General features: G+C 63.3%; 10 protein-coding genes. 5 read left to right on the plus strand and 5 right to left on the minus strand.

Annotated features, from left to right (window positions below; genetic code table 11):
• Positions 1–8: 8 nt before the first annotated feature.
• Both MTR64_RS01520 and MTR64_RS01525 read right to left on the minus strand, forming a co-directional pair.
• Positions 9–2060, minus strand: coding sequence for a tetratricopeptide repeat-containing sulfotransferase family protein (locus tag MTR64_RS01520; protein WP_243990054.1), 2052 nt, complete (start codon positions 2058–2060; stop codon positions 9–11).
• A gap of 108 nt (positions 2061–2168) precedes the next feature.
• Positions 2169–5270 carry a TonB-dependent receptor domain-containing protein gene (locus MTR64_RS01525; RefSeq protein WP_243990056.1) on the minus strand — a complete coding sequence of 1034 codons (3102 nt, stop codon included), beginning with the start codon at positions 5268–5270 and terminating at the stop codon, positions 2169–2171.
• 490 nt (positions 5271–5760) lie between these two features.
• On the opposite strand from MTR64_RS01525, the gene MTR64_RS01530 reads away from it, so the two are divergent.
• Positions 5761–6297: a hypothetical protein gene (locus MTR64_RS01530; protein ID WP_243990058.1), complete on the plus strand. Its 537-nt coding sequence runs from the start codon at positions 5761–5763 to the stop codon at positions 6295–6297.
• A gap of 473 nt (positions 6298–6770) precedes the next feature.
• Positions 6771–9827, plus strand: coding sequence for a TonB-dependent receptor domain-containing protein (locus MTR64_RS01535; protein ID WP_243990060.1), 3057 nt, complete (start codon positions 6771–6773; stop codon positions 9825–9827).
• Between the two features lie 132 nt (positions 9828–9959).
• Here MTR64_RS01535 and clpB read toward each other — a convergent pair whose 3' ends face one another.
• Together clpB and MTR64_RS01545 are read right to left on the minus strand one after the other, a co-directional pair.
• Positions 9960–12539 carry an ATP-dependent chaperone ClpB gene (gene clpB, locus MTR64_RS01540; RefSeq protein WP_243990062.1) on the minus strand — a complete coding sequence of 860 codons (2580 nt, stop codon included), beginning with the start codon at positions 12537–12539 and terminating at the stop codon, positions 9960–9962.
• 175 nt (positions 12540–12714) lie between these two features.
• The gene (locus tag MTR64_RS01545; protein WP_243990063.1) at positions 12715–13848 is read right to left on the minus strand and encodes a S8 family serine peptidase; all 1134 of its coding nucleotides are present in this window, start codon (positions 13846–13848) and stop codon (positions 12715–12717) included.
• Positions 13849–14236: 388 nt separating this feature from the next.
• On the opposite strand from MTR64_RS01545, the gene MTR64_RS01550 reads away from it, so the two are divergent.
• Positions 14237–14686 carry a nuclear transport factor 2 family protein gene (locus MTR64_RS01550; protein ID WP_243990065.1) on the plus strand — a complete coding sequence of 150 codons (450 nt, stop codon included), beginning with the start codon at positions 14237–14239 and terminating at the stop codon, positions 14684–14686.
• On the opposite strand, the gene MTR64_RS01555 is transcribed toward MTR64_RS01550, so the two are convergent.
• Entirely contained in the window at positions 14673–15206 is a 534-nt protein-coding gene (locus tag MTR64_RS01555) for a DUF2478 domain-containing protein (RefSeq protein ID WP_243990068.1), read from the minus strand. The genes MTR64_RS01550 and MTR64_RS01555 overlap by 14 nt on opposite strands.
• Before the next feature lie 262 nt (positions 15207–15468).
• On the opposite strand from MTR64_RS01555, the gene MTR64_RS01560 reads away from it, so the two are divergent.
• Both MTR64_RS01560 and MTR64_RS01565 read left to right on the plus strand, forming a co-directional pair.
• Complete coding sequence (locus MTR64_RS01560) at positions 15469–17934, plus strand: TonB-dependent receptor (RefSeq protein WP_243990070.1); 2466 nt, start codon at positions 15469–15471, stop codon at positions 17932–17934.
• Positions 17935–18015: 81 nt separating this feature from the next.
• Positions 18016–20907, plus strand: a complete 2892-nt coding sequence (locus MTR64_RS01565; protein WP_243990072.1) for a M16 family metallopeptidase — start codon at positions 18016–18018, stop codon at positions 20905–20907.

Raw genomic sequence — 20907 nt, forward strand, 5'->3', positions numbered from 1 at the left:
CGGCGTCCTCAAGCGGTTTCCACCGAAATCCCGGAAGGCTCGCCCCATTGCGGCACCCGGTCGTCTTCCAGCGAATAGCCGAAGCGTTCCACCCATGGCCGCAATATGTCGAACACAGGCTCAAGGTGCTTCTCGTAGCGGTGCCAGCGCCCGGCCGCACGGGTGTAGATCGGTTCGGTGACTTGCGAATAGCTCGCCGTGCGCACCACCCCGCGCGCGCGCGCTGCCTCCCGGTGATCGAAGTCCTCACCCTGCCAGGGCAGGCCGAGCCAGTCGAACAGCGGTGCAAGCTCGCGTGACTGATCGGCGACGAGGCGTTCATAGACGACCGTGCGCACGTCGAGACCAAAGACTTCCCGAGCCTGCGTCCAGTAGGCGAAGCTGCGGTCGTAGAGCCGTGCAGCCGTTTCCAGCTCGAGGAAATTGCTCATCGCATGATTGGTGCGGAAGTTGGTGATGTAGCAGCTGAGCAGCACGTCGCACGGATGGCGCAGCGCCAGAATGAACTTCGCATCCGGGAACAGGCGCCGGATCACGGGCACCTTGTTGAGATGCAATGGATGCTTGTCCAATACCAGCGTATCGGGCTCGAGTTCGCCCAGCGTGGCGACTTTCCCGAAATACTGCGCTCGGGCATCGGCGATGACGTCGGGCGTCAGGCCCGAAAGTGCTTCGATACCGCCAAGCTCGCGCTCGATATCGGCAATGAAGGGCTCCTCCTCCATGACCAGCGTGCCGGGCGCGGCCATCAGCATCGTGTCGAGCAGCGTGGTGCCCGAACGGGGGAACCCGAGCAAAATCACCGGCGCGGGCCGCTCCTGCGGCGGCGAGGCACTCCAGCCGGACACCCATTCTGGCGTCAGCGTGCGAATGCCGTCATCCACCATGTCGCGATAGGCCGTCGCCCGCACCCTCGGGTCCGACGGTTCTTCGAGATGGCGCTGGTTCATCTCGGTGAATTCGGCAAAGGCCTCGTCATGACGCCCCAACCGGTCGAGCAGGATGCCGCGCAACTGGTGCTTTCGGTTGGCCACGACGACATCGCCCGACGCCTCCAGCGCGGCAAAGGCCTCTTCGATCTGCCCCGACCGCTTGAGCCGCAGCGCGTCGATGAACGACAAGGTTTCCGGATCACCGCCCGCAGCCTCGGCCCGCTCACGCAGGGGATCGAGCTCGGCCTCGCGGTTGGTGCGCTCGTAAAGCGCGGCAAGGCCGACCAGCGAAGGCCACAACGCGGGCTCGATCGCCAGTGCCGCCTCGAACGCGGGTTCCGCAATGTCATATTCGTTACGCTTGCTGGCCTCCTGGCCGTAGTCGGACAGGACGCCGGCATCGCCGGGCGCGCGCCGCACGGCTTCCGCCAGCATCTCGTATGACCGGTCCTCGGCGCCGGCGCGGCGATAGAACGTGGCCAGCGCCAGCACCGGTTCGACATCGCCGTGATCGGCATCCGCCGCAGCCTGCAGGATTTTCTCGCCCTCTTCGAAGCGTTCGGCTTCAAGCAGCGCATTGCCCAGGTTGACCCGGATCGGCGCGGCATCGGGTGCCAGCTTCAATGCCCGCTCCAGCGCCTCGGCGGCTTCGCCATGCTGCCCAAGACAGCTCAAGGCATTGCCCAGATTGTTCCACAACGCCCAGTCATCCGGAAACCTGGCAAGCACCATGCGGTACAGGCGTGCCGCCCGTTCGAACTCCCCTGCCTCCTGCGCCAGATGAGCGCCAAGGCTCGCCAGCCGCAGGTTCGGCTCGGCAGCCGCCGCGGCGTCGTCGCAGAGCGCCAGTGCGTCGGCAGCACGCCCTGTATGAAACAGGGCTTCGGCCAGGTTCGTGCGTACTGTCAGATCCTGCGGACGGTGCCGGTGGGCAACCTCAAGATAGGGGACCGCCCGGTCAAAACGGCGGCGATGCGATTCCACCGCACCAGCCAGCGCGCCGAGAACAGGATCGTTGCCATGAACTGCAAACGCGCTCGCTGCCATTACGGCGGCCTCGTCCAGCCTGCCCGACCGCGCGAGACCGGCGATCTGCTGAATGTGTTGCTGGAGGGGTATCGATGCCATGTGCTGTCCGGACAATCTGGATAGCCGGCGCCGGGCCGGCCGGAAATAATAAGGCGGCGGCCATCCGTGGGGAAGGCCGCCGCCCAGGCTAATCACATTTGGATGCGATTAGAAGTTCATCGTCACGCCAGTGAAGATGTAACGGCCGAGCGCATCGTAGGTGCCCGGATAGGTATTGCCGTTACAAACGGTGCTGGCGCACGCGTTGCTGGTGACCAGCGGCGGCTGACGGTCGAACATGTTGTTCACGCCCAGACGCCACTGCAGGTGATCGCCGATGTCCCAGGTTGCCGTCAGGTCGAAGTAGTCCTGAGCGCCAATCTTGTAATCGAGTTCGTTGAGGTCACGCGTATCGCGGGTCGAAGCAAGGACCGGCGAGGAGCTGGTGTATTCCACCTTGACCGAGTTGAGGTGACGCCACTGAAGCGACACACCGAGACCCGATGCAGTGCGGAACGTCATGCGTGCCTTGTGACGCCACTTCGGAAGCGGAGTCGCCGCCGAGCTGCCGCACGTTGCACCGTAGAGGCCAGCGCAATCGTAAGGCGCGTTGAGACCGTCGTTGACGATGTAACGGTCAAGCAGCGTGCCCACCAGGTTCAGCGACAGCGTACCGGCGTTGCCGATCTCGGTCGACCAGTTGCCGTTGAACTCATAGCCACGAGTCTTGACGCCACCGACGTTCTGCGGGGTGTCGAGCACGTAGCCGTCCGAGCTCAGCCACAGCGAACCGGCCGCGTTGCGCTGCACCAGGGCGCAGGCATCGAGGTTCACGTCGTTGACGCACGAAGCCAGGATGGCGTCCGCACCGTAGCCCTGGATCGCGTTCTTCACCTTGATGTCGAAGAAGTCGATGCTCAGGTTGAAGCGCGGGATGAAGCGCGGAGCGAGCACCACGCCAAGGGTCTTGGTCGTGGCCTTTTCCGGGTTCAGGTCCGGGTTGCCGCCGATGAGGCCGTTGTACTGCTGCGCCGGGTTCGAGTTGACGCGCTGGCCCACCGAAAGACCCTGAGCAAGACAGCCAAGCTCGGTCGCCTCGATCTGGTGATCGGCGCAAGGATCGGTGATGCCGTCCAGAGCGACGATCTGCGGAGCGAACAGTTCCTGAATGTTCGGCACGCGAACCGCACGGTTGTAGCCGGCACGGATACGGATGTCCGAAACCGGAGCCAGATCCACACCGAACTTGAAGGTATCGGTGTTGAACGTGCGGCCGTTCGAGATCTTGTAGTGCGAATAGCGATAGCCGCCGTTGAACGACAGGTTCTGAACGAACCCGTCCTGAATCAGCGGGATATCGATTTCGCCGAAGAGCTCGGTGACCTTGTAGCTGCCGGCGGTGTCCAGCGTCGGAGCGCCCTGACCCGTCAGGTCGCCGGTGCTGAACGCGTTGTCCGCCTTCAGTTCCAGAGCATCGCGGCGATACTCCGCACCGATTGCGACGCTCACCCCGTCAGACGCCAGCGGCGACTGGATGCCGTATTCGCCGAGCATGCCCGAGAAGGTGGCGCTCATGACCTGCTGCGAGGTCTGACCCTTCAGGAAGCCGGTCGCGCTTAGGTAGCTGGTGGCAGCCTGCGACGGACCTGCCCCCGTGAAGATGTCATAGGGAACGCAGTTCGGGTCCTGGCCAGTCACGGCGACGCGGCAAGCCGGGTTGCCATTGGCATCGGTTACGATGTCAAGCGCATTGGCAAGGCGGGCAGCCGAGAACTCGTTGGAGTAAACCTGCGAGTAGTTCACCCGACCATACTGGTAGTACGCATCGTATGACCAGGCCGGGCCGAGATCACCCTTCGTGCCGATAACCGCGCGATACTGGGTGTGCTGAAGGTCGTTCTGACGCGGACCGCCTTCAACGTTACGGCGCAGGAGCTGGAAGAACGCCTTGTTGTAAGACGCGCCCGTGATCGGGTCGATATAGTCGACCGCACCCGGAGCAGCCGAGCCGTACACGGATTCATAGAGGCTGGGCACCAGCGGGAAATTGCCGATGTAGCCATTGACCAGGTTGCTGTCCGCGCAAATGACCGACTTCTGCTGCGCCGACATCAGGGCGTTGTCGCAGTTGATGGTCAGCGTGTTGCCGAAGTCGCCCGAAGGAGCGATCTGCGCCACGGTGCGATCGTCCATGAACATGAATTCCATGTACGGATGGATCGCTTCGTTGATTTCGTAATCAGCGAAGACGCCGGCGGTGTAGCGCTCGTCCGGACGCTGGAAGTAGTTCAGCGGCGCGTAGTTGTAGCGCTGGACCAGACCGCGGGTGAAAGTGCCCGCGCCAAGACCACCGATAGTCGACGTGTAGGCGGGCGCGCCTGAACCGGTCGTGCCGGAGGTGTCGTAATAGATGCCGGTGCCGATCGCGTTGGTCAGCGAGCCGCCGCAGCTGAAAGCACCGCCGTTGCTGACACCGATCGTGCACGAGGAATAGTCGCGCTTCTTCTGCAGGACAGCCTGGGCCTTGCGGTAGGTGACATAGGCAGTGGCATGGCCACGGCCGTCGTCGAACCCGGTGCCGAACACGGCCGAGATGTCGTACTGGCCGCCGTCGGTGACGTTGCCGCTCGGGTAATCGAAGCCCGAGAAGCCTGAAGCCTGGCGCGCGTCGAGCAGCGGCGTGATGAAGCTGTTACGGTTGTTGTGGTTGTACAGACCGTAGTTGGCATCGATCTTGAAGCCTTCGAACTCGGTGTCCATCACGAAGTTGACGACGCCTGCGACGGCGTCGGCACCGTAAGTCGCCGAAGCGCCGCCAGTCAGCACGTCGACGCGCTTCACGAGCGCGGCGGGGATGAAGTTGAGGTCAGCTGCCGAAGTAGTCGTGTTCGGGTCACCGGTCATCAGACGACGGCCGTTGATCAGGACCATCGTGCGCGACGGGCCAAGGCCGCGAAGGTCGACGGTCGCGGTGCCGGTCGCGCCGTTGGCCAGCGTCGAGCTCTGAGCTGCAACAACCTGCGGCAGCGAGTTAAGCAGATCCTCGGTACGGGTCGTGCCGGAAAGCGAAATGTCGTCCGACGTCATGGTGGTGATCGGCGCAATCGAGGCCTGGTTCGGCGAAGCGATGCGCGTACCGGTGACGATGATGGTATCCGTCGGAGCCTCGTCCTCGGCATCCTGCGCGTAAGCCGCGCTGCTGAACAGAGCAAAGCCCAGCACCAACGGCGCTGCACCCGCCCGAAGAGCGGTTAGAGTATGGTTTTTCACTTGCGTGTCCCTTTTTCTAAGGCGCGGTGTGACCCTTTGCGCCTTCGATTCCCCGGCATGCCATCAGCCTGTGACTGTCTGACCACAGCCGGTAGATGTGCTTTCAATACCCAAAGCAGGACTTGATCAAAGACCTTAGGACATCAAATCGCAACATTACCTCCCCCTTGTGGCAAATTCGCCACAACACCCCCTGTTCATCTGCCACACGCCTAGGATTACAGAGAATTCACTTTGCAAATTTCGTTCAAACCGGCGTCACCCGAACGCAACATCATTACTACTCAACGACATGAGACATTCACTTTGCTACAACCTCAAGCAGGGTAGCTAACCGGGCGGCAATGACAGTATCGCCGGGGCAGCTTGCACAAAAATGCATCTCGGATAAAATCGACAACTTTCCCCTGCCCCGCTGAACGACGCGCTTGCCGCAGAGCCGGGCCGATTGCTACACCCCGGCCACCATGACGATACGGGGAGGCGCGCCTTGAGCCGCAGTTATCTGGCAGCACTGGTTGCGGTGATCATGGCCACACAGCCGGCCCGGGCGAGAGCTGGTGAGCAAGACGCACCGCCGGCAGAACCCTACCTTCAACTGATGGCTTGCCGGGCCATATCTGACGCCTCGGAACGCCTCGCCTGCTACGATCGGCAGACCGCCGCATTCGAGGAAGCGACGCGCAGGCGCGAGATCGTCATCTCCGACAAGAACGCGGTCAAGGCCGCCCGGCGCGGCCTGTTCGGCTTCACCGCGCCAATCGGCAAGCTCATGGGTTTCGGTGGCGACGACGACGAGGCCGAAGAGATCAAGGAAATCGAGAGCACTGTGACCGGGGCTCGCCACACGAGCAACGGCTGGCGCCTGGAACTCGAAGACGGCAGCACATGGGAACAGAACGATACGCGCGACTTCGTTCTCTCACCCAAGCCAGGCAATCCCGTGAAGATCACCCGCGGCGTGCTGGGCACCTACTTCGTGTCGGTGAAGGGCCAGCGCGCGGTCAAGATGCGCCGCATCAACTGACAAAGCCCGAAAACGGCGTTACCCGAAAAGGGACCGCTTCCCCAAAAGTCATTCCAGCCGAGGCCCGGCCATGGCGGAAAGCGGGGGCGGACCGCTGTCAGACCGCGCTAGAGTTACCATTCAAGGCTAACGGCCGGTAACACTTTCTTCAATCGCCGTGGTGTAAGGGCAACGCCGACGAGCCTTTGATGCCGGATTCACACTTGGCGATGGCGACCACGCACTTGGAATAACAAACGTGCAGTACGAGCAGGATCAATCCGCAAGACGAGGCCCGTGGCCAACAGGTTACAACCGCCACCGATTTTGTCTGACCTGTTCGAACAGGCGAATGCCGGTTCGATCGAGATAGACTTCAAACACGGGCAGCAACGCGTCCTGCACACAAGACGCAGATGAGCCCCAAGGATGGTCAGCCCCTATCCTGCACCGGCAGGCAATGGGAATGCCCAGGGTAACAGGGAATACAGGACGTGAAATCAGCACTCATGAGGACTGCCCTGCGTGGCGCAACGTGTCTTTCCGCTGCCACTCTGGTGGTAAGCGTTGCCGGCACCGCAAATGCGCAGGACAGCGCAGCGCTTCCCGCTGCGGACGAAACCGCCGATGCGACCGACACTATCATCGTCACCGGATCGCGACTGGGCACGGAAGATGTCAGGGCTCAACCGGTCTCCGTTCTCACCGGTCAGGCGATCACCCAGCAGGGCTACACCAACGTCGGGCAGGCGCTCACCGCGCTCCCGAGCTTCGGCGTCCCGGGCAACTCGGTAACCGGCTCGCAAGGCACGTTCGGTGCTGGCCAGACCTTCGTCAACCTCTACAATCTCGGTGCGCAGCGCACGCTGACGCTGATCAACGGCAACCGCTTCGTCAGTGCTGGCACCTCCTCGATCTTCGGCGCCGTTCAGGGCTCGCCGGTAGACCTCGCGCAGATCGCGCCTGACCTTGTCGACCGCATCGACGTCGTCTCGGTCGGCGGCGCGCCAATCTACGGTTCGGACGCCATCGCCGGTACCGTCAACGTGATCCTCAAGAAGGACTACCAGGGCATCTCGCTCACCGGTTCTTCCGGCATTTCCGAACACGGGGATGCCCGGGACTACAACGCCTCGCTGCTCATCGGCCAGAATTTCGACGGCGGCCGCGGCAACATCACGGTGAACGTCTATTACGATCACCAGAACGGCCTGACCACTGCCGCCCGCAAGGCGACAAACGGCGACAAGACCTTCTTCGGCACCGATCCCTCGGGCCAGTACACCTATGCCCGTTTCGACGGCGGCCTTCACTACTCGATATTCACCAACACGGGCCTCCCGGCGGTGGTCGACTCGGTCGCGCTCTATGGCGGTGGCGTCTACGCCGGCTTCACCGATGCGAACGGCAATGCCCTTTACTTCAACAAGGCCGGCCAGCTCACCTCGTTCCAGAACGGAACCCCGCTCGCCAACGGCATTACGGAGGCAGGCGGCGACGGCTTCGCGATCAACGACTACTCCAATCTGCTGACGCAGAGCCAGCGCATCCAGGGCACCGCTCTGGCCAACTACGAGTTCTCGGATCACCTGCGCTTCCACGGCGAGTTCTGGCTTGGCCGCAACCAGGCATCCAACCTGGCCGACCAGCCTTACTACTCCACCTATTTCTTTGGCCCTGCCGGCAGCGCGAACGGCAACCTGATCCTGTCGACCAGCAACCCGTTCCTGAGCGCGGCTGATCAGGCGACTCTGCAGAGCCAGCTCGCCGCCTACGGTCTGCCGACCGACACGTTCTACATGGCGCGTGCCAACACCGATCTTTCTACCGGCGCCTTCAAGACGACCACGACGCTCTGGCGCGTGGTCGGCGGACTCGATGGCGACTTCTCGGTCGGCGATCACGACTTCACCTGGGATGCGACCGTCAACTACGGTCACATCACCTCGCACACGAAGTCGCGCGAACTGGTCACGCAGAATTTCTTCAATGCGCTTGATGCCGTAACCGACGGCAGCGGCAACATCATCTGCAATCCGGGCTACACCAGCGCCACGATCGCGACGATCAGCAGCACCTGTGCACCGCTGAATATCTTTGGTTACGGCAACGCCAGCCAGGCATCGCTCGACTATGTCACCGCGCTGTCCCGCACCAGGCAGGTCAACACCCAGCTCGACATCGTCGCCGATGTGAAGGGCGATCTCCTCACCCTGCCGGCCGGCAAGGTCCAGGCCGCGCTCGGCTACGAGCACCGCCGCGAGAGCCAGAGCTTCGATCCGGGCCTCTTCTACACCGGCGAATTGCAGGCAGACGGCAGCTACGCCGGCTATGGCAACTCGGTTCCGATCGACCCGGTTTCGGGCGCCTATCACACCGACGAAATCTTCGGCGAGATGAACGTGCCGGTGGTCTCCTCGGACATGCACCTCCCGGCGATCTATCGGCTCGATCTGAATGGCGCGGGCCGCTACACGAAGAACAGCCTGACCGGCGGCAACTGGTCCTACACCTTCGGCGGGTCGTACGCGCCGATCAAGGACATCGCCATCCGCGGCAACTACACGCATTCGTTCCGCGCGCCGTCAGTGACGGAACTCTTTGCACCCTCCGGGTCGGTTTACGAATTGGCTAACGATCCCTGCGACGCGCGTTTCATCAACGACGGCCCCAACCCATCCGTACGCGCAGCAAATTGTGCCGCGGAAGGTCTGCCGGGCAAGTTTGTCACTGCCGACAACCCCAATGGACTGTCTTACATCTCGGAATATTCGCAATTGGGTACGGGTGGCGGCAACCGCGACCTTGAGAACGAGTACGCCAGGAGCTGGACCGTCGGCGCTGTCCTGACGCCCACCGTCCTTCCGGGACTCCGGATCACGAGCGACTATGTCAGCATCGACGTCTCGAACGAGATCACGTCACCCGGCGTCGAGGCATTGCTCGCGGCGTGCTATGATTCCGCCGATTACCCGAACTTTTTCGCATGCGACACATTCACCCGCGACGCCACCGGCCAGATCGTGGACTTCACGGATGACTACTTCAACATCGCGATCGAGAAGTTTCGCGCGTTGCAGAGCACGCTGTCCTACGCGCTTCCGCTGAACAAGCTGGGACTGCCGGATGGCGCCGGCATGCTGAACCTTTCGGCGAACTGGCTGCACACCTTCAAGCACTACTACCGGGTCGGCACGTCGGACCAGCAACTGGTTCTGGACAGCTATACCGATCCCAAGGATGCAGTGACCGGCAACATCGACTGGCAGACGAAGGACTTCGACTGGAACTGGCAGGTCATCTACTACGGCCCGTCGAAGATCGACCCCAACGCGGCAGACAGCGCGTACGAGTATCCGAACATGTCAGCCTACTGGATGGTCAACACCTCGATCGGCATCAAGGCGAACGAAAACTTCGACCTGCGCCTGATCGTCAACAACGTGTTCAACCTGGGCATTCCCTCGCCCTACACCTCGTACAGTGCCAGCAAGTACTACGACGCTCTCATGGGCCGGTACTTCCGCATGAACGCGACCGTAAAGTTCTGATCAAGCCGTAACGCGCGCGTCTTGCGTGCGACAAAAAAGAAGGGCGGAACATCACTGGATGTTCCGCCCTTCTTTTTAACTGCAGGCCACCATCGCAGGATCTGGCCTGCCTGCTTCGTCACGCGACACCCGTCAAACCACCCCGATCGCCAGCGCGCCGTCGCCTTCCTCGATCCGCACGGTCGAGCCGTCGGGGATCTCGCCCGCCAGCAGCTTTTCGGCCAACGGATCCTGCAGGTAGCGCTGGACCGCACGCTTGAGCGGCCTTGCGCCGTAGACCGGATCGTAACCCACCCGGCCGAGCCAGCGCTTGGCCGCATCGGTGAGATCGAGCACGATCTTGCGGTCCTTGAGCAGCTTCTGCACCCGGTCCACCTGGATATCGACGATCGGCCCCATGTGTTCCTGACCGAGGCGGTGGAACAGCACGATCTCATCGAGGCGGTTGAGGAACTCGGGGCGGAAATGCGCCTTGACGACATCCATCACCTGCGGCTCGACGCTATCGACGTCCTGCCCTTCCTCAAGGCTCGACAGGAACTGGCTGCCAAGGTTGCTGGTCAGGATGATCAGGGTGTTGGTGAAATCCACCACCCGGCCCTGACCGTCGGTCAAACGGCCATCGTCGAGTACCTGCAACAGCACGTTGAACACGTCCGGGTGCGCCTTCTCGACTTCGTCGAACAGCACGACCTGATAAGGCCGGCGCCGCACCGCCTCGGTCAGCACGCCACCCTCGTCGTAACCGACATAGCCCGGAGGGGCGCCGATCAGGCGGGAGACCGCGTGCTTCTCCATGAACTCGCTCATGTCGATGCGCACCATCGCGGTGTCATCATCGAACAGGAAGCCGGCGAGCGCCTTGGTCAGTTCGGTCTTGCCGACACCCGTGGGGCCGAGGAACAGGAACGAGCCGAGCGGGCGGTTCGGGTCCTGCAGGCCCGCGCGGGCGCGCCGCACGGCCTTGGACACGGCCGAGACGGCATCCTTCTGCCCGATCACGCGGGCGCCGATAACCTCCTCCATCTTCAGGAGCTTCTCGCGCTCGCCTTGCAGCATCTTGTCGACCGGCACACCGGTCCACTTGCTGACGACACCGGCGATGTCGTCCTCGGTCACTTCCTCGCGCAACAGGGCGTTCTCGGCCTGAGCCTGCGCCTCGGCAAGCTGCTTCTCCAGCGCCGGGATGGTGCTGTAGGACAGCTCGCCCGCCTTGGCATAGTCACCGCCACGCTGCGCCTGCTCCAGTTCGATGCGCGCCGCATCGAGTTGCTCCTTGATCTTGCCTTCGGCCGCAATCTTGTCGCGCTCGTTCTGCCAGCGGGTGGTCAGCTCGCTCGACTGTTGCTCGAGATTGGCGAGTTCCTCGCGCAGGTTCTGGAGTCGGTCGGCGCTAGCCTCGTCGGTCTCCTTGGCCAGCGCCATTTCCTCGATCTTGAGCTGAACGATACGACGGTCGAGCTTCTCGATCTCCTCCGGCTTGCTTTCCACTTCCATGCGAATGCGGCTCGCGGCCTCGTCCATCAGGTCGATCGCCTTGTCGGGCAGGAAGCGGTTGGTGATGTAGCGGTTGGAAAGCGTCGCCGCCGCCACGATCGCGCCGTCAGTGATGCGCACGCCGTGGTGCAGCTCGTACTTTTCCTTGAGGCCGCGCAGGATCGAGATGGTATCCTCGACCGTGGGCTCGCCCACGAAGACGGGTTGGAAGCGGCGCTGCAGCGCGGCGTCCTTCTCGACGTACTTCTGGTACTCGTCGAGCGTGGTCGCGCCGATGCAGTGCAGTTCGCCGCGCGCGAGGGCGGGCTTCAGCAGGTTGCCCGCATCCATCGAACCTTCGGAGGCGCCCGCGCCGATCAGCGTGTGCATCTCGTCGATGAACAGGATGATGTCGCCTTCGGCACCCTTCACTTCGTCTAGCACGGCCTTGAGGCGCTCCTCGAACTCGCCGCGATACTTGGCGCCCGCAATCAGCGCGCCCATGTCGAGCGCCATCAGCTTGCGGTCCTTGAGGCTGTCGGGGACGTCGCCATTCGCGATGCGCAGAGCGAGGCCCTCGGCGATGGCGGTCTTGCCGACACCGGGATCGCCGATGAGGACGGGGTTGTTCTTGGTGCGGCGCGCGAGGATCTGCACGGTGCGGCGGATTTCCTCGTCGCGGCCGATCACGGGATCGAGCTTGCCGTCCTTCGCGGCCTGGGTCAGGTCGCGGGCGTACTTCTTCATTGCGTCGTAGGCGTTCTCCGCCCCCGCGCTGTCGGCGGTACGACCGCCGCGCAGTTCGGTGATCGCGGCTTCGAGTGCCTGCGCAGTGACGTTGCCGGCCTTGAGCGCCTGACCGGCGGGCGTCGTGCCGGCGAGCACCAGTGCCAGCAGCAACCGCTCGACGGTGACGAAGCTGTCACCCGACTTGGTGGCCAGCTGCTCCGCGGAATCGAGTACACGCACGGCATCGTTGTCGAGACCTGGCGAGGCCTGCGCGCCGCTGCCCGAAACGGCCGGCACCTTGGCCAGCGCCTTGTCGAGCTCCTGCGTGGTGAATGCCGCATTGCCGCCCGCCCGCTGGATCAGCCCGGCGGCCATACCCTCACTGTCGTCGAGCAGCGCCTTAAGCACGTGCTCGGGGCTGATGCGCTGGTGGTTCAGACGGATCGCAACGGTCTGCGCGGCCTGAAGGAAACCCTTGGCACGATCGGTGAACTTTTCGAGATTCATGGTGTGAGATGCCTCCTGATCCCGGATATATAGTGTTGCATATTTGCAACACAAGAGCCTCTACCCAATTATAATGCGCGCCTAATGTGGGCGGTCTTTGACAGTGCGCAACCATGCGCACACGAAAAAGGGCAGCCCGTTGCCGGACCGCCCTTTCACCACGTTTTCAGATGGTTCAGTGTTCGCCGATGGGATCGGGATTGCCATCCGGATCGCCAATGACGTCCTTCGGGGCGTTCACTGCCCCCAGAAGCAGCAAGCCCGCCAGATGCGGCGTCGCCATCGAAGTCCCGCTGATGGTGTTGTAGCCGTCCCCCTTCCAGGTCGACTCGATGTTCACCCCCGGCTCGGAATAATCGACGATGGACCCGTAGTTCGAAAAGTACACCCAGGTGTCGGTTTGCTGGAAAGCGGAGACGACATAGATATTTGTCGCCGCCGGATCGGCGCCGGCATGGGCGGGCGAATAGTTGCTGGCATCATCCCCGCTGTTGCCCGCAGCAATCGCGAACTTCACCACCGATGACGCGGCCAGTACGGCAGAATCGAGCGCACTATCGACGGGGCCACCAAGGCTCATGTTCGCTACATCGCCTGCCTGGCCGTTCTGCCCAACCCAGTCGACACCGGCGATCACGCCCGCGTAGGACCCGCTGCCGCGCCGGTCGAGTACGCGAACGGGGATGACCGTCGCCCCGGCGGCAACGCCGATCACGCCGATCGAATTGTCCTTCGCACCGATCGTGCCCGCCACATGCGTGCCGTGGCCATTGAGGTCATCAGTCAGGCCCGCTTCGCGCGTGACGAAGCCATTGCCCAGCGATGTATTCACCGTGAGATCGGGGTGCGTGGCATCAATGCCCGTGTCGATGATCCATGCCCGTTTGCCGACGCCGGAAACGCCACCCTTGACGCGCGTCACGCCCCATGGCGTCGTCTGGCCGGTGCTTCCGCCGCCTCCGCTACCCGGCTTGCCCTTTGTCGCCTGGATCGGCGAAAGTTCGATCACCCGGTCTGGCTCGCAATAGGAAATCGACGGATTGCGGGCCTTCATCTGCGTGACGGCCTGCGCACTCATGTGCGTGGAAAACCCGTGGATCGTGTACTTGTACACGTGGCCGACCTGCCCACCGGCGGCATTGGCAGCGCGATTGGCTTCGGATTGCACGGCCCCGCGATTGACCGCCTTCTTGTTGAACACGCAAATGTAGGAATTCGGGATCACATCTCCCGTTTTCGCCAATGCGGGTCCTGCCATCAGAAGCGCAGCAGTCGTACATGCCAAGGTTGCGACGAGTTTCTTTTTCATGTGCCCTCCTCACTGAAACCAGCTTTTTCGAACGCCTGGAAATTCAGATTAACCCATTGATTTTCAACGTCGAGTAATTCCTGCCCTATTAGGTATACAAAATTTGGCCGACCAGCCGGACACACCGATAGCAGCCTGTATTCATTGAGGTATCGGTCCATTCGTCCGGTTCCATTTCAATGTGTAAAACGAGAGTGAACCTTTGCCGCTAACCTTTGTCTGCGCTTCGAGAAACGGAATCGCACGCAATTTCGCGCGGCTACTGTCGCGCGCTCCGTCGCGTCAGCGTTAAATCGACAGCGCTGTTCACTGGCTTCTTGGCGCGCGCACGGCCATCGCCTAGCCTTGCCGGATAGAACGTGCAGCAACAGGCGAGAGGTATCGAGACGTGGCGAAATTCACCCCCCAGCAGGCAGCGGACGTCCTGGCGATCAAGCAGGTCATCTACGAATGGGGCGACGAACTCGACATCAACAACGGCCTGTCGATGCGCAAGGCGGACTGCCTGTCTGAGGACGTGCAGTATTTCGTGGGCGGTGAATGGCGAGACGGACTGGCGGGCGTCGAAGCCTTCTACAAGGGCCGCGCCGAAGCCATGCAGGCAGGCGCCGGGCTGATGACCATGCGCCACATCATCACCAGCCTGCGCGTATCCTTCGACGATGCCGATCACGCCAAGGTCGGCTACCTGCTGGTGTTCTTCGCCGCGCTCACCGATTTCGACAAGTACTGCGACCCGCTGGCGGTCGCCGACGTGAAGATGGAGTGCCGCCGCGATGCCGACGGCGAATGGCGCATCACCCGCTTCGACAGCGGCCAGATCTTCAAGCGGGGCTGACCCGCTGCGCGTGGTACGAATGCCACCACGCGTCGATCGCCTCGGCGCGGTCTTCCAACACGCAGAACAGCGGATCGGCGAAACGGGCCCATTCGGCGCGGCAGCCGGGCGAAACATACGTCAGCACCGGCACGCCCGCGCCGATGGCAGCCATGAACGCCGACAACAGGCCCGCTCGCGCCGCTTCCAGCTTGCCGAACTTGTTCAGGATCACGAGATCACAGCCTGACGCGATCTCGCCCTCTACCGTATGACTGGCGAGCGCCGCCCCTTGCGGATCGACGTTGCACACCCCGTCCTGACACAGGTCGGGATGATAGAGCCGGAACACCGCGCCGGTGCCTATGAAGTGCAACTCCCCCGCACCGCCCCGCTCTCCCCGGTCGGGACGGGACGATTCGATCACGCCGCCGATTCGCACCCGTGCCTGCCAGCGACGCGTGAAATCGCGGAACAATTCCTGAGCCGCCTTGCTGGATTCGGCCTCAACCACGCCGACCGGGAACATGCTGACAATCATGGGCCACCTCATGTGCTGACGCGCGCAGCAGACGGCAACCCCATACTATATCTATGAAAATATAGAAAGAGCACGGTGACGGCGCGAGCCGAACGGCCCGTCGTGGCCGCCAGGATCCTGCTGCAACGCAATGACTTTGATGCGTCGCACAAAGACCGTTTTCAAACTTCGAACAAAACTATATACATAGAGATATAGATAAGGGATGAACCAAGGGGCGGCAGGGAGCGTCCCGAGAACTGGCACAACAGGAGGATTTTCTATGGTTTTCCGCGATTTCGTGGAGGATTTCGTGCGCCCTGAGGGGGGCTGCACATCGGGTAGCAATGGCCGGCACCGGCGGGCCTTATTCCAGCAGGCCTTCTCCATACTGGCGTTGGGTACGGCACTGGCCGGGGTCTCGGGCGCGCGGCCCGCCAAGGCGCGGGATGCGGAGGCCCTTCTCGCCGACACCGCCGATGCCGCGTCCCCAACGGACAGCGGCGGCAGTCCCATACTGGTCACGGTCCGGCGGCGCACCGAGGATTCGCAGAAAGTCCCGGTCGCGATGTCCGTGGTCAGTGCCGACACGATCACCCGCACATACACGGTCAACACCAGGTCCCTGACCGAACTCGTGCCGACGCTCGCCTACAGTTCGCCCAATCCGCGCAATACCACCTTCAAGATCCGCGGGCTCGGCGCGGGCGTCGCCGCGATCAGCGCTGGCAACGACGGGCTGGAGCCGGGCGTCGGCTTCTATGTCGACCAGGTCTATCACGCGCGGCCGGCCACGGCGTCGTTCGACTTTTCCGACGTCGAACAGATCGAAGCGCTGCGCGGCCCGCAAGGCACCCTGTTCGGCAAGAACACCACCGCTGGCGCCATCAACATCACCACCAGGAAGCCGCAGTTCGACTGGGGGGCCGATGGCGAACTCTCGCTGGGTTCCTACGACATGGTCCGCGCCAGCGCCGCCGTTACCGGCCCGCTCGTGGACGACACGCTCGCCTTCCGCTTGTCCGGCCTCATCAACCGGCGCGACGGGCTCGTCACCAATGTCCGTTACGGCAAGAAGCAGAACGACATCGACAACAAGGCCTTCCGCGCCCAGTTGCTGTTCAAGCCCGCCAGCAATTTCAGCTTCCGCCTCATCGGCGACTGGTCCAACGTCAAGGGCGACTGCTGCGTTCCGGTATACTGGAAAGTGGTGCCGACGCTGCGCTCCGCATCGCGCCAGTATGCCGCACTGGCTGCGGGCCAGAACTACGAAGTGCCCAGCACAAATGTCTACGACCGCGAGACCGACATCGACAGCGCTCTCAACGTTGATACCAGCGAGGGCGGCCTCTCCGGCACGGCCGAACTGGACCTTGGCGCCGTGACGCTGACATCGGTTTCCGCCTGGCGGTTCTGGAAATGGGACGTCAACAACGATCGCGACTACACCGGCCTTTCGATCCAGACGATCCAGCGCATCCCCTCTCGCCATGACCAGTACAGTCAGGAACTGCGCCTCGCCTCGAACGGGCACGGCAAGCTGGAATATGTCGCGGGCCTCTATTTCCTCGATCAGACGATCACGGCCAACCAGAACACCGTCTATGGCCCGCTGGCCGCCTACTGGCTGCTGGGCTCGACCTACCCGGACAATCTGCTCGACGGCTACGGGCTCACCAACCACACGAAGTTCACGGCAAAAAGCTACGCGATCTTCGGCGAAGTGACCTGGCGCCCGCTGCCCCGCCTCGCTGTTACCGGGGGTATCCGCTATACTTACGAGGACAAGGACGGCAGCTACAATGCGACGACCTCCGGCGGCCTCGAAACCACCGACGCCGCGCTCATCGCCGCCAAGAACTCGATCCTGCGCGCCCAATCCTACACCGGGCACGTCGGCGACGGCAGCGCATCTGGGCGGGTCAACCTGGCTTACGACCTGACCGATGGGATCATGGTCTACGCCGGCTATGCCCAGGGGCAGAAGTCCGGCGGCATCAACATGGCCGGTCTACCGGTGGACACCGCAGGCAACCCGGTGCTGAGCAAGGCGGTCGTCGGGCCGGAAACCCATTCCTCCTGGGAAGCCGGCATCAAGGCCAGGGCATTCGGCGGCGCGCTGACAGTCAATGTCGATGCCTACCACACCGACGTCACGGACTTTCAGGCCAATACCGTCGACACCGTCGCCCCGGCTGCCCTACGCACATACCTTTCGAACATTCCCAAGGTACGCGTGCAGGGCGTGGAACTGGACGGCGCCTTGCGCATCGGAATGCGCTTCTCGCTGCGCTTCGCGGGCGCCTATACCGACGCCAAGTACGTCTCCTACCCCAAGGCCCCCTGCCCGATCGAAATGGTCGGCGGCAGCAGCACCGTCTGCGACCTAAGCGGAAAGCCGCTGCCGGGCACATCGAAATGGTCCGGCTCGGTGGGCGGCGAATATGCGCTGCCGGTCCCGGTCGGCCCGGTCTCGGGAGACCTCTACTTGCGCGCCGACGTCAGCGCGAAGAGCAGGCAGTACGGCGACGGCTCTGACTCGGCCTATCTGATCATGCCCGGCTATGCGCTGGTGAACGCCAGCATCGGCTACCGCACCGGCGCATGGGAAGTGGCCCTGTTCGCGCGCAACCTGTTCGATCGCAACTATCTGGAGAATGTGACGGCGCAGACCGGCAACAGCGGCCTAATCCTCGCCAATCCGGGCGAGCCCCGCGTGGTCGGCGTCACACTGCGCCTGCACCATTAGCCCGGCAATTTGTGCGAAGAGGTCCAGCAGCCTCTTCGCACCCCGCTTGCGGCGGCCTGCGTCTTTGCTAGACAATCACTTATGCGCAAATCCCCCCTGTCGAGCACTGCCGCTCTCGCTGCCGCCCTTCTCCTTTCAACCAGCCTTGCCGCACCGCTGGCGCCGCTGCGCGCCGCGCCGGTTGCAGAACGGACCCAGCCCGCTCCGGTCTCTCCGCAGGAACTGGTTTCCAAGGTCGATATTCCCTACGAAAAGTTCGTCCTGCCCAACGGGCTGACGACCATCGTCCACACCGACCGCAAGGCGCCGGTTGTGGCGGTCACGATCTACTACAAGGTCGGATCCAAGAACGAACCGCGTGGCCATACCGGTTTTGCGCATCTCTACGAGCACCTGTTCTTCGGCGGCTCGGCCAATGTGCCCAATTTCGACGTTCCCCTCGAAGCGGCCGGATCGACGCCGACCAACGGCTCCACCTGGTACGACCGCACCAACTATGTCGAGACCGTTCCCACCGGCGCGCTCGATCTGGCGCTGTTCATGGAAAGCGACCGCATGGGCCACCTGCTACCAGCGGTGAGTCAGGACAAGCTCGATAAGCAGCGCGGCGTCGTCCAGAACGAGAAGCGTCAGGGCGACAACCAGCCCTACGGCCTCTACGACTACTATCAGGCCGATGGGCTGCTGCCGGTCGGCCATCCCTACCGCCATTCCACCATCGGCTCAATGGCCGATCTCGACGCGGCGACGCTCACCGATGTGCGCACATGGTTCACTGACCACTACGGCCCCAACAACGTCGTGCTGGTTCTGTCGGGCGACATCGATGCGGCCACCGCGCGGCCCAAGGTGGCAAAGTGGTTCGGCGATATCCCGCGCGGACCGGACATCGCGCCGGTTGCAGCAGGGCCCGTCACTCTGCCCGCCCCCGTCTCGCGTGACATCACCGATCAGGTCCCGGTCCTGCGCCTTACCCGCAACTGGACCGCGCCGGGCCTGAACGATGCCGAAACACCCGCGCTGAAGGTCGGTATGCATATCCTCGGCGGCCTTGCCAGCTCGCGGCTCGACAACGAGCTGGTGCGCGGACGGGAAGTGGCCGTCTCGGTGACCGCCTACGACCAGATCTTCCAGCAGCTGAGCTTCCTGACGATGTCGATGGACGTGAAGCCAGGCGTCGAGCGCGCCACGGCCGAAATGGCTTTCGACAAGGTACTCGCCGACTACCTGCGCGACGGCCCGACCGAAGATGAAGTGCGCCGCGCCGTCACTTCGCTGCTCTCCGGCGAGATCGGCGGTCTGGAGCGCGTCGGCGGTTTCTCCGGCAAGGGTGCGACGCTGGCCGAAGGGCAGGTCTATTCGAACGATCCGGCGCACTACAAGACAGACCTTGCCGCCATGGCCGCCCTTACCCCGGCCTCGGTCAAGGCAGCGCTGAACAAGTGGCTCTCGCGCCCGGTCTATGCCCTGAACGTGGTGCCCGGCGCGCGCACCGAAAGCGGCGACCAGATGGGCGGCTGGGGCGACGAAGCCGATCACGCCGCGCCCCCCGCCGATCCGCACGCAAAGGTGCCTGCGCTGCCCGCGGGCCCCGCCCGGACCGCGCCGGACGTGCAGCCTGTCGCCGCACTGACATTCCCGGCCATCGAGCATGCGACGCTGTCGAACGGCATTCCGGTAACCCTTGCGCGGCGCACTGCCGTGCCCAAGCTGGTGATGGCGATTGACTTTGACGCCGGCTATGCAGCCGACGCGCTGGATACGCCGGGCACGCAGGGGCTGATGCTCTCGATGCTTGATCAGGGCACCGCAACCCGCGATGCCACGCAGATCGCCGAGGAGCAGGAACGCCTTGGCGCGGACATCAATATCGACGGTTCGGTCGATGCCAGCACCGTGACTCTGAGCGCGCTGACGGACAACCTCGCTCCATCGCTGGCGCTCACGGCCGACCTGATCCTGCACCCGGCGTTCAAGGACAGCGACTTCGCACGCGTGAAGGCGCAGGCACAGGCCGCGCTCGCGCAGGCATTCTCTTCGCCCAGGGACCTTGCCTCGCGCACGCTCAATGCAGAACTCTATGGGCGACATCCCTATGCTCAGCCGGCCGATGGCCTTGGCAACGCGGAATCGCTCGCGGCCCTCACCCCGGCGGAAATGCGCGCCGCGCATGACGAGTGGCTGCGTCCCGATCTCGCCCGTATCGCCGTGGTCGGCGATGTGACGATGGCACAGCTCAGGCCGTTGCTCGAACAGGCCTTCGGTGGCTGGAAAGCGCCCGGGGCCCCGGCACCGGTCAAGCCGCTCGATGCCCCGCTCCCGGCAGCGAAGAAGGGCCGGATCATCCTGATCGACCGCCCGAACTCGCCGCAGTCCGTGATCATGGCCGGGCGCGTGCTGCCAATCACGGGCCGCACGCCGGGCGAAGAGCCTCTGGCCCTAGCCAACGACGTGCTAGGTGGCGATTTCCTCTCGCGCCTCAACCTCGACATTCGCGAGGACAAGGGCTGGTCCTACGGCGTCAGCACCGGTGTGGCGCAGCCCGCCGGCCCCAGCATGCTGGAAATCTCCGCCCCGGTGCAGGCTGACCGCACCGGCGACACGATCAGGGCCGTGATTGCCGACATGAGGGCCTTTCCGGCAAAGCAGCCGGTCAGCGACGAGGAACTGCAGCGCGTCACCGAAGGCTCGATCCGTGCGATGCCCAACCAGTTCGAAACGAACGCCGCCGTGCTCTACGCGATCCGCAAGAACGCGCGCCTCCACCGTCCGGAGGACTACTACGAACAGCTTGCGGGCAAGTACCGCGCTATCGGTGCGGACGCCATCGGCAAGGCGGCAGCGCAGTACCTGCAGCCTGATGGTCTCACGTTCGTCGTCGTCGGAGATCGAAAGGTTGTCGAACCGCAATTGCAGGGCCTCGATCTGCCGGTAGAAGTACGCGAAGCCCCTTCGGGCCCGGAAGAGGAGTAA

It is taken from the genome of Novosphingobium album (ex Hu et al. 2023), assembly GCF_022832385.1.
Taxonomy (GTDB): Bacteria; Pseudomonadota; Alphaproteobacteria; order Sphingomonadales; family Sphingomonadaceae; genus Novosphingobium; species Novosphingobium album.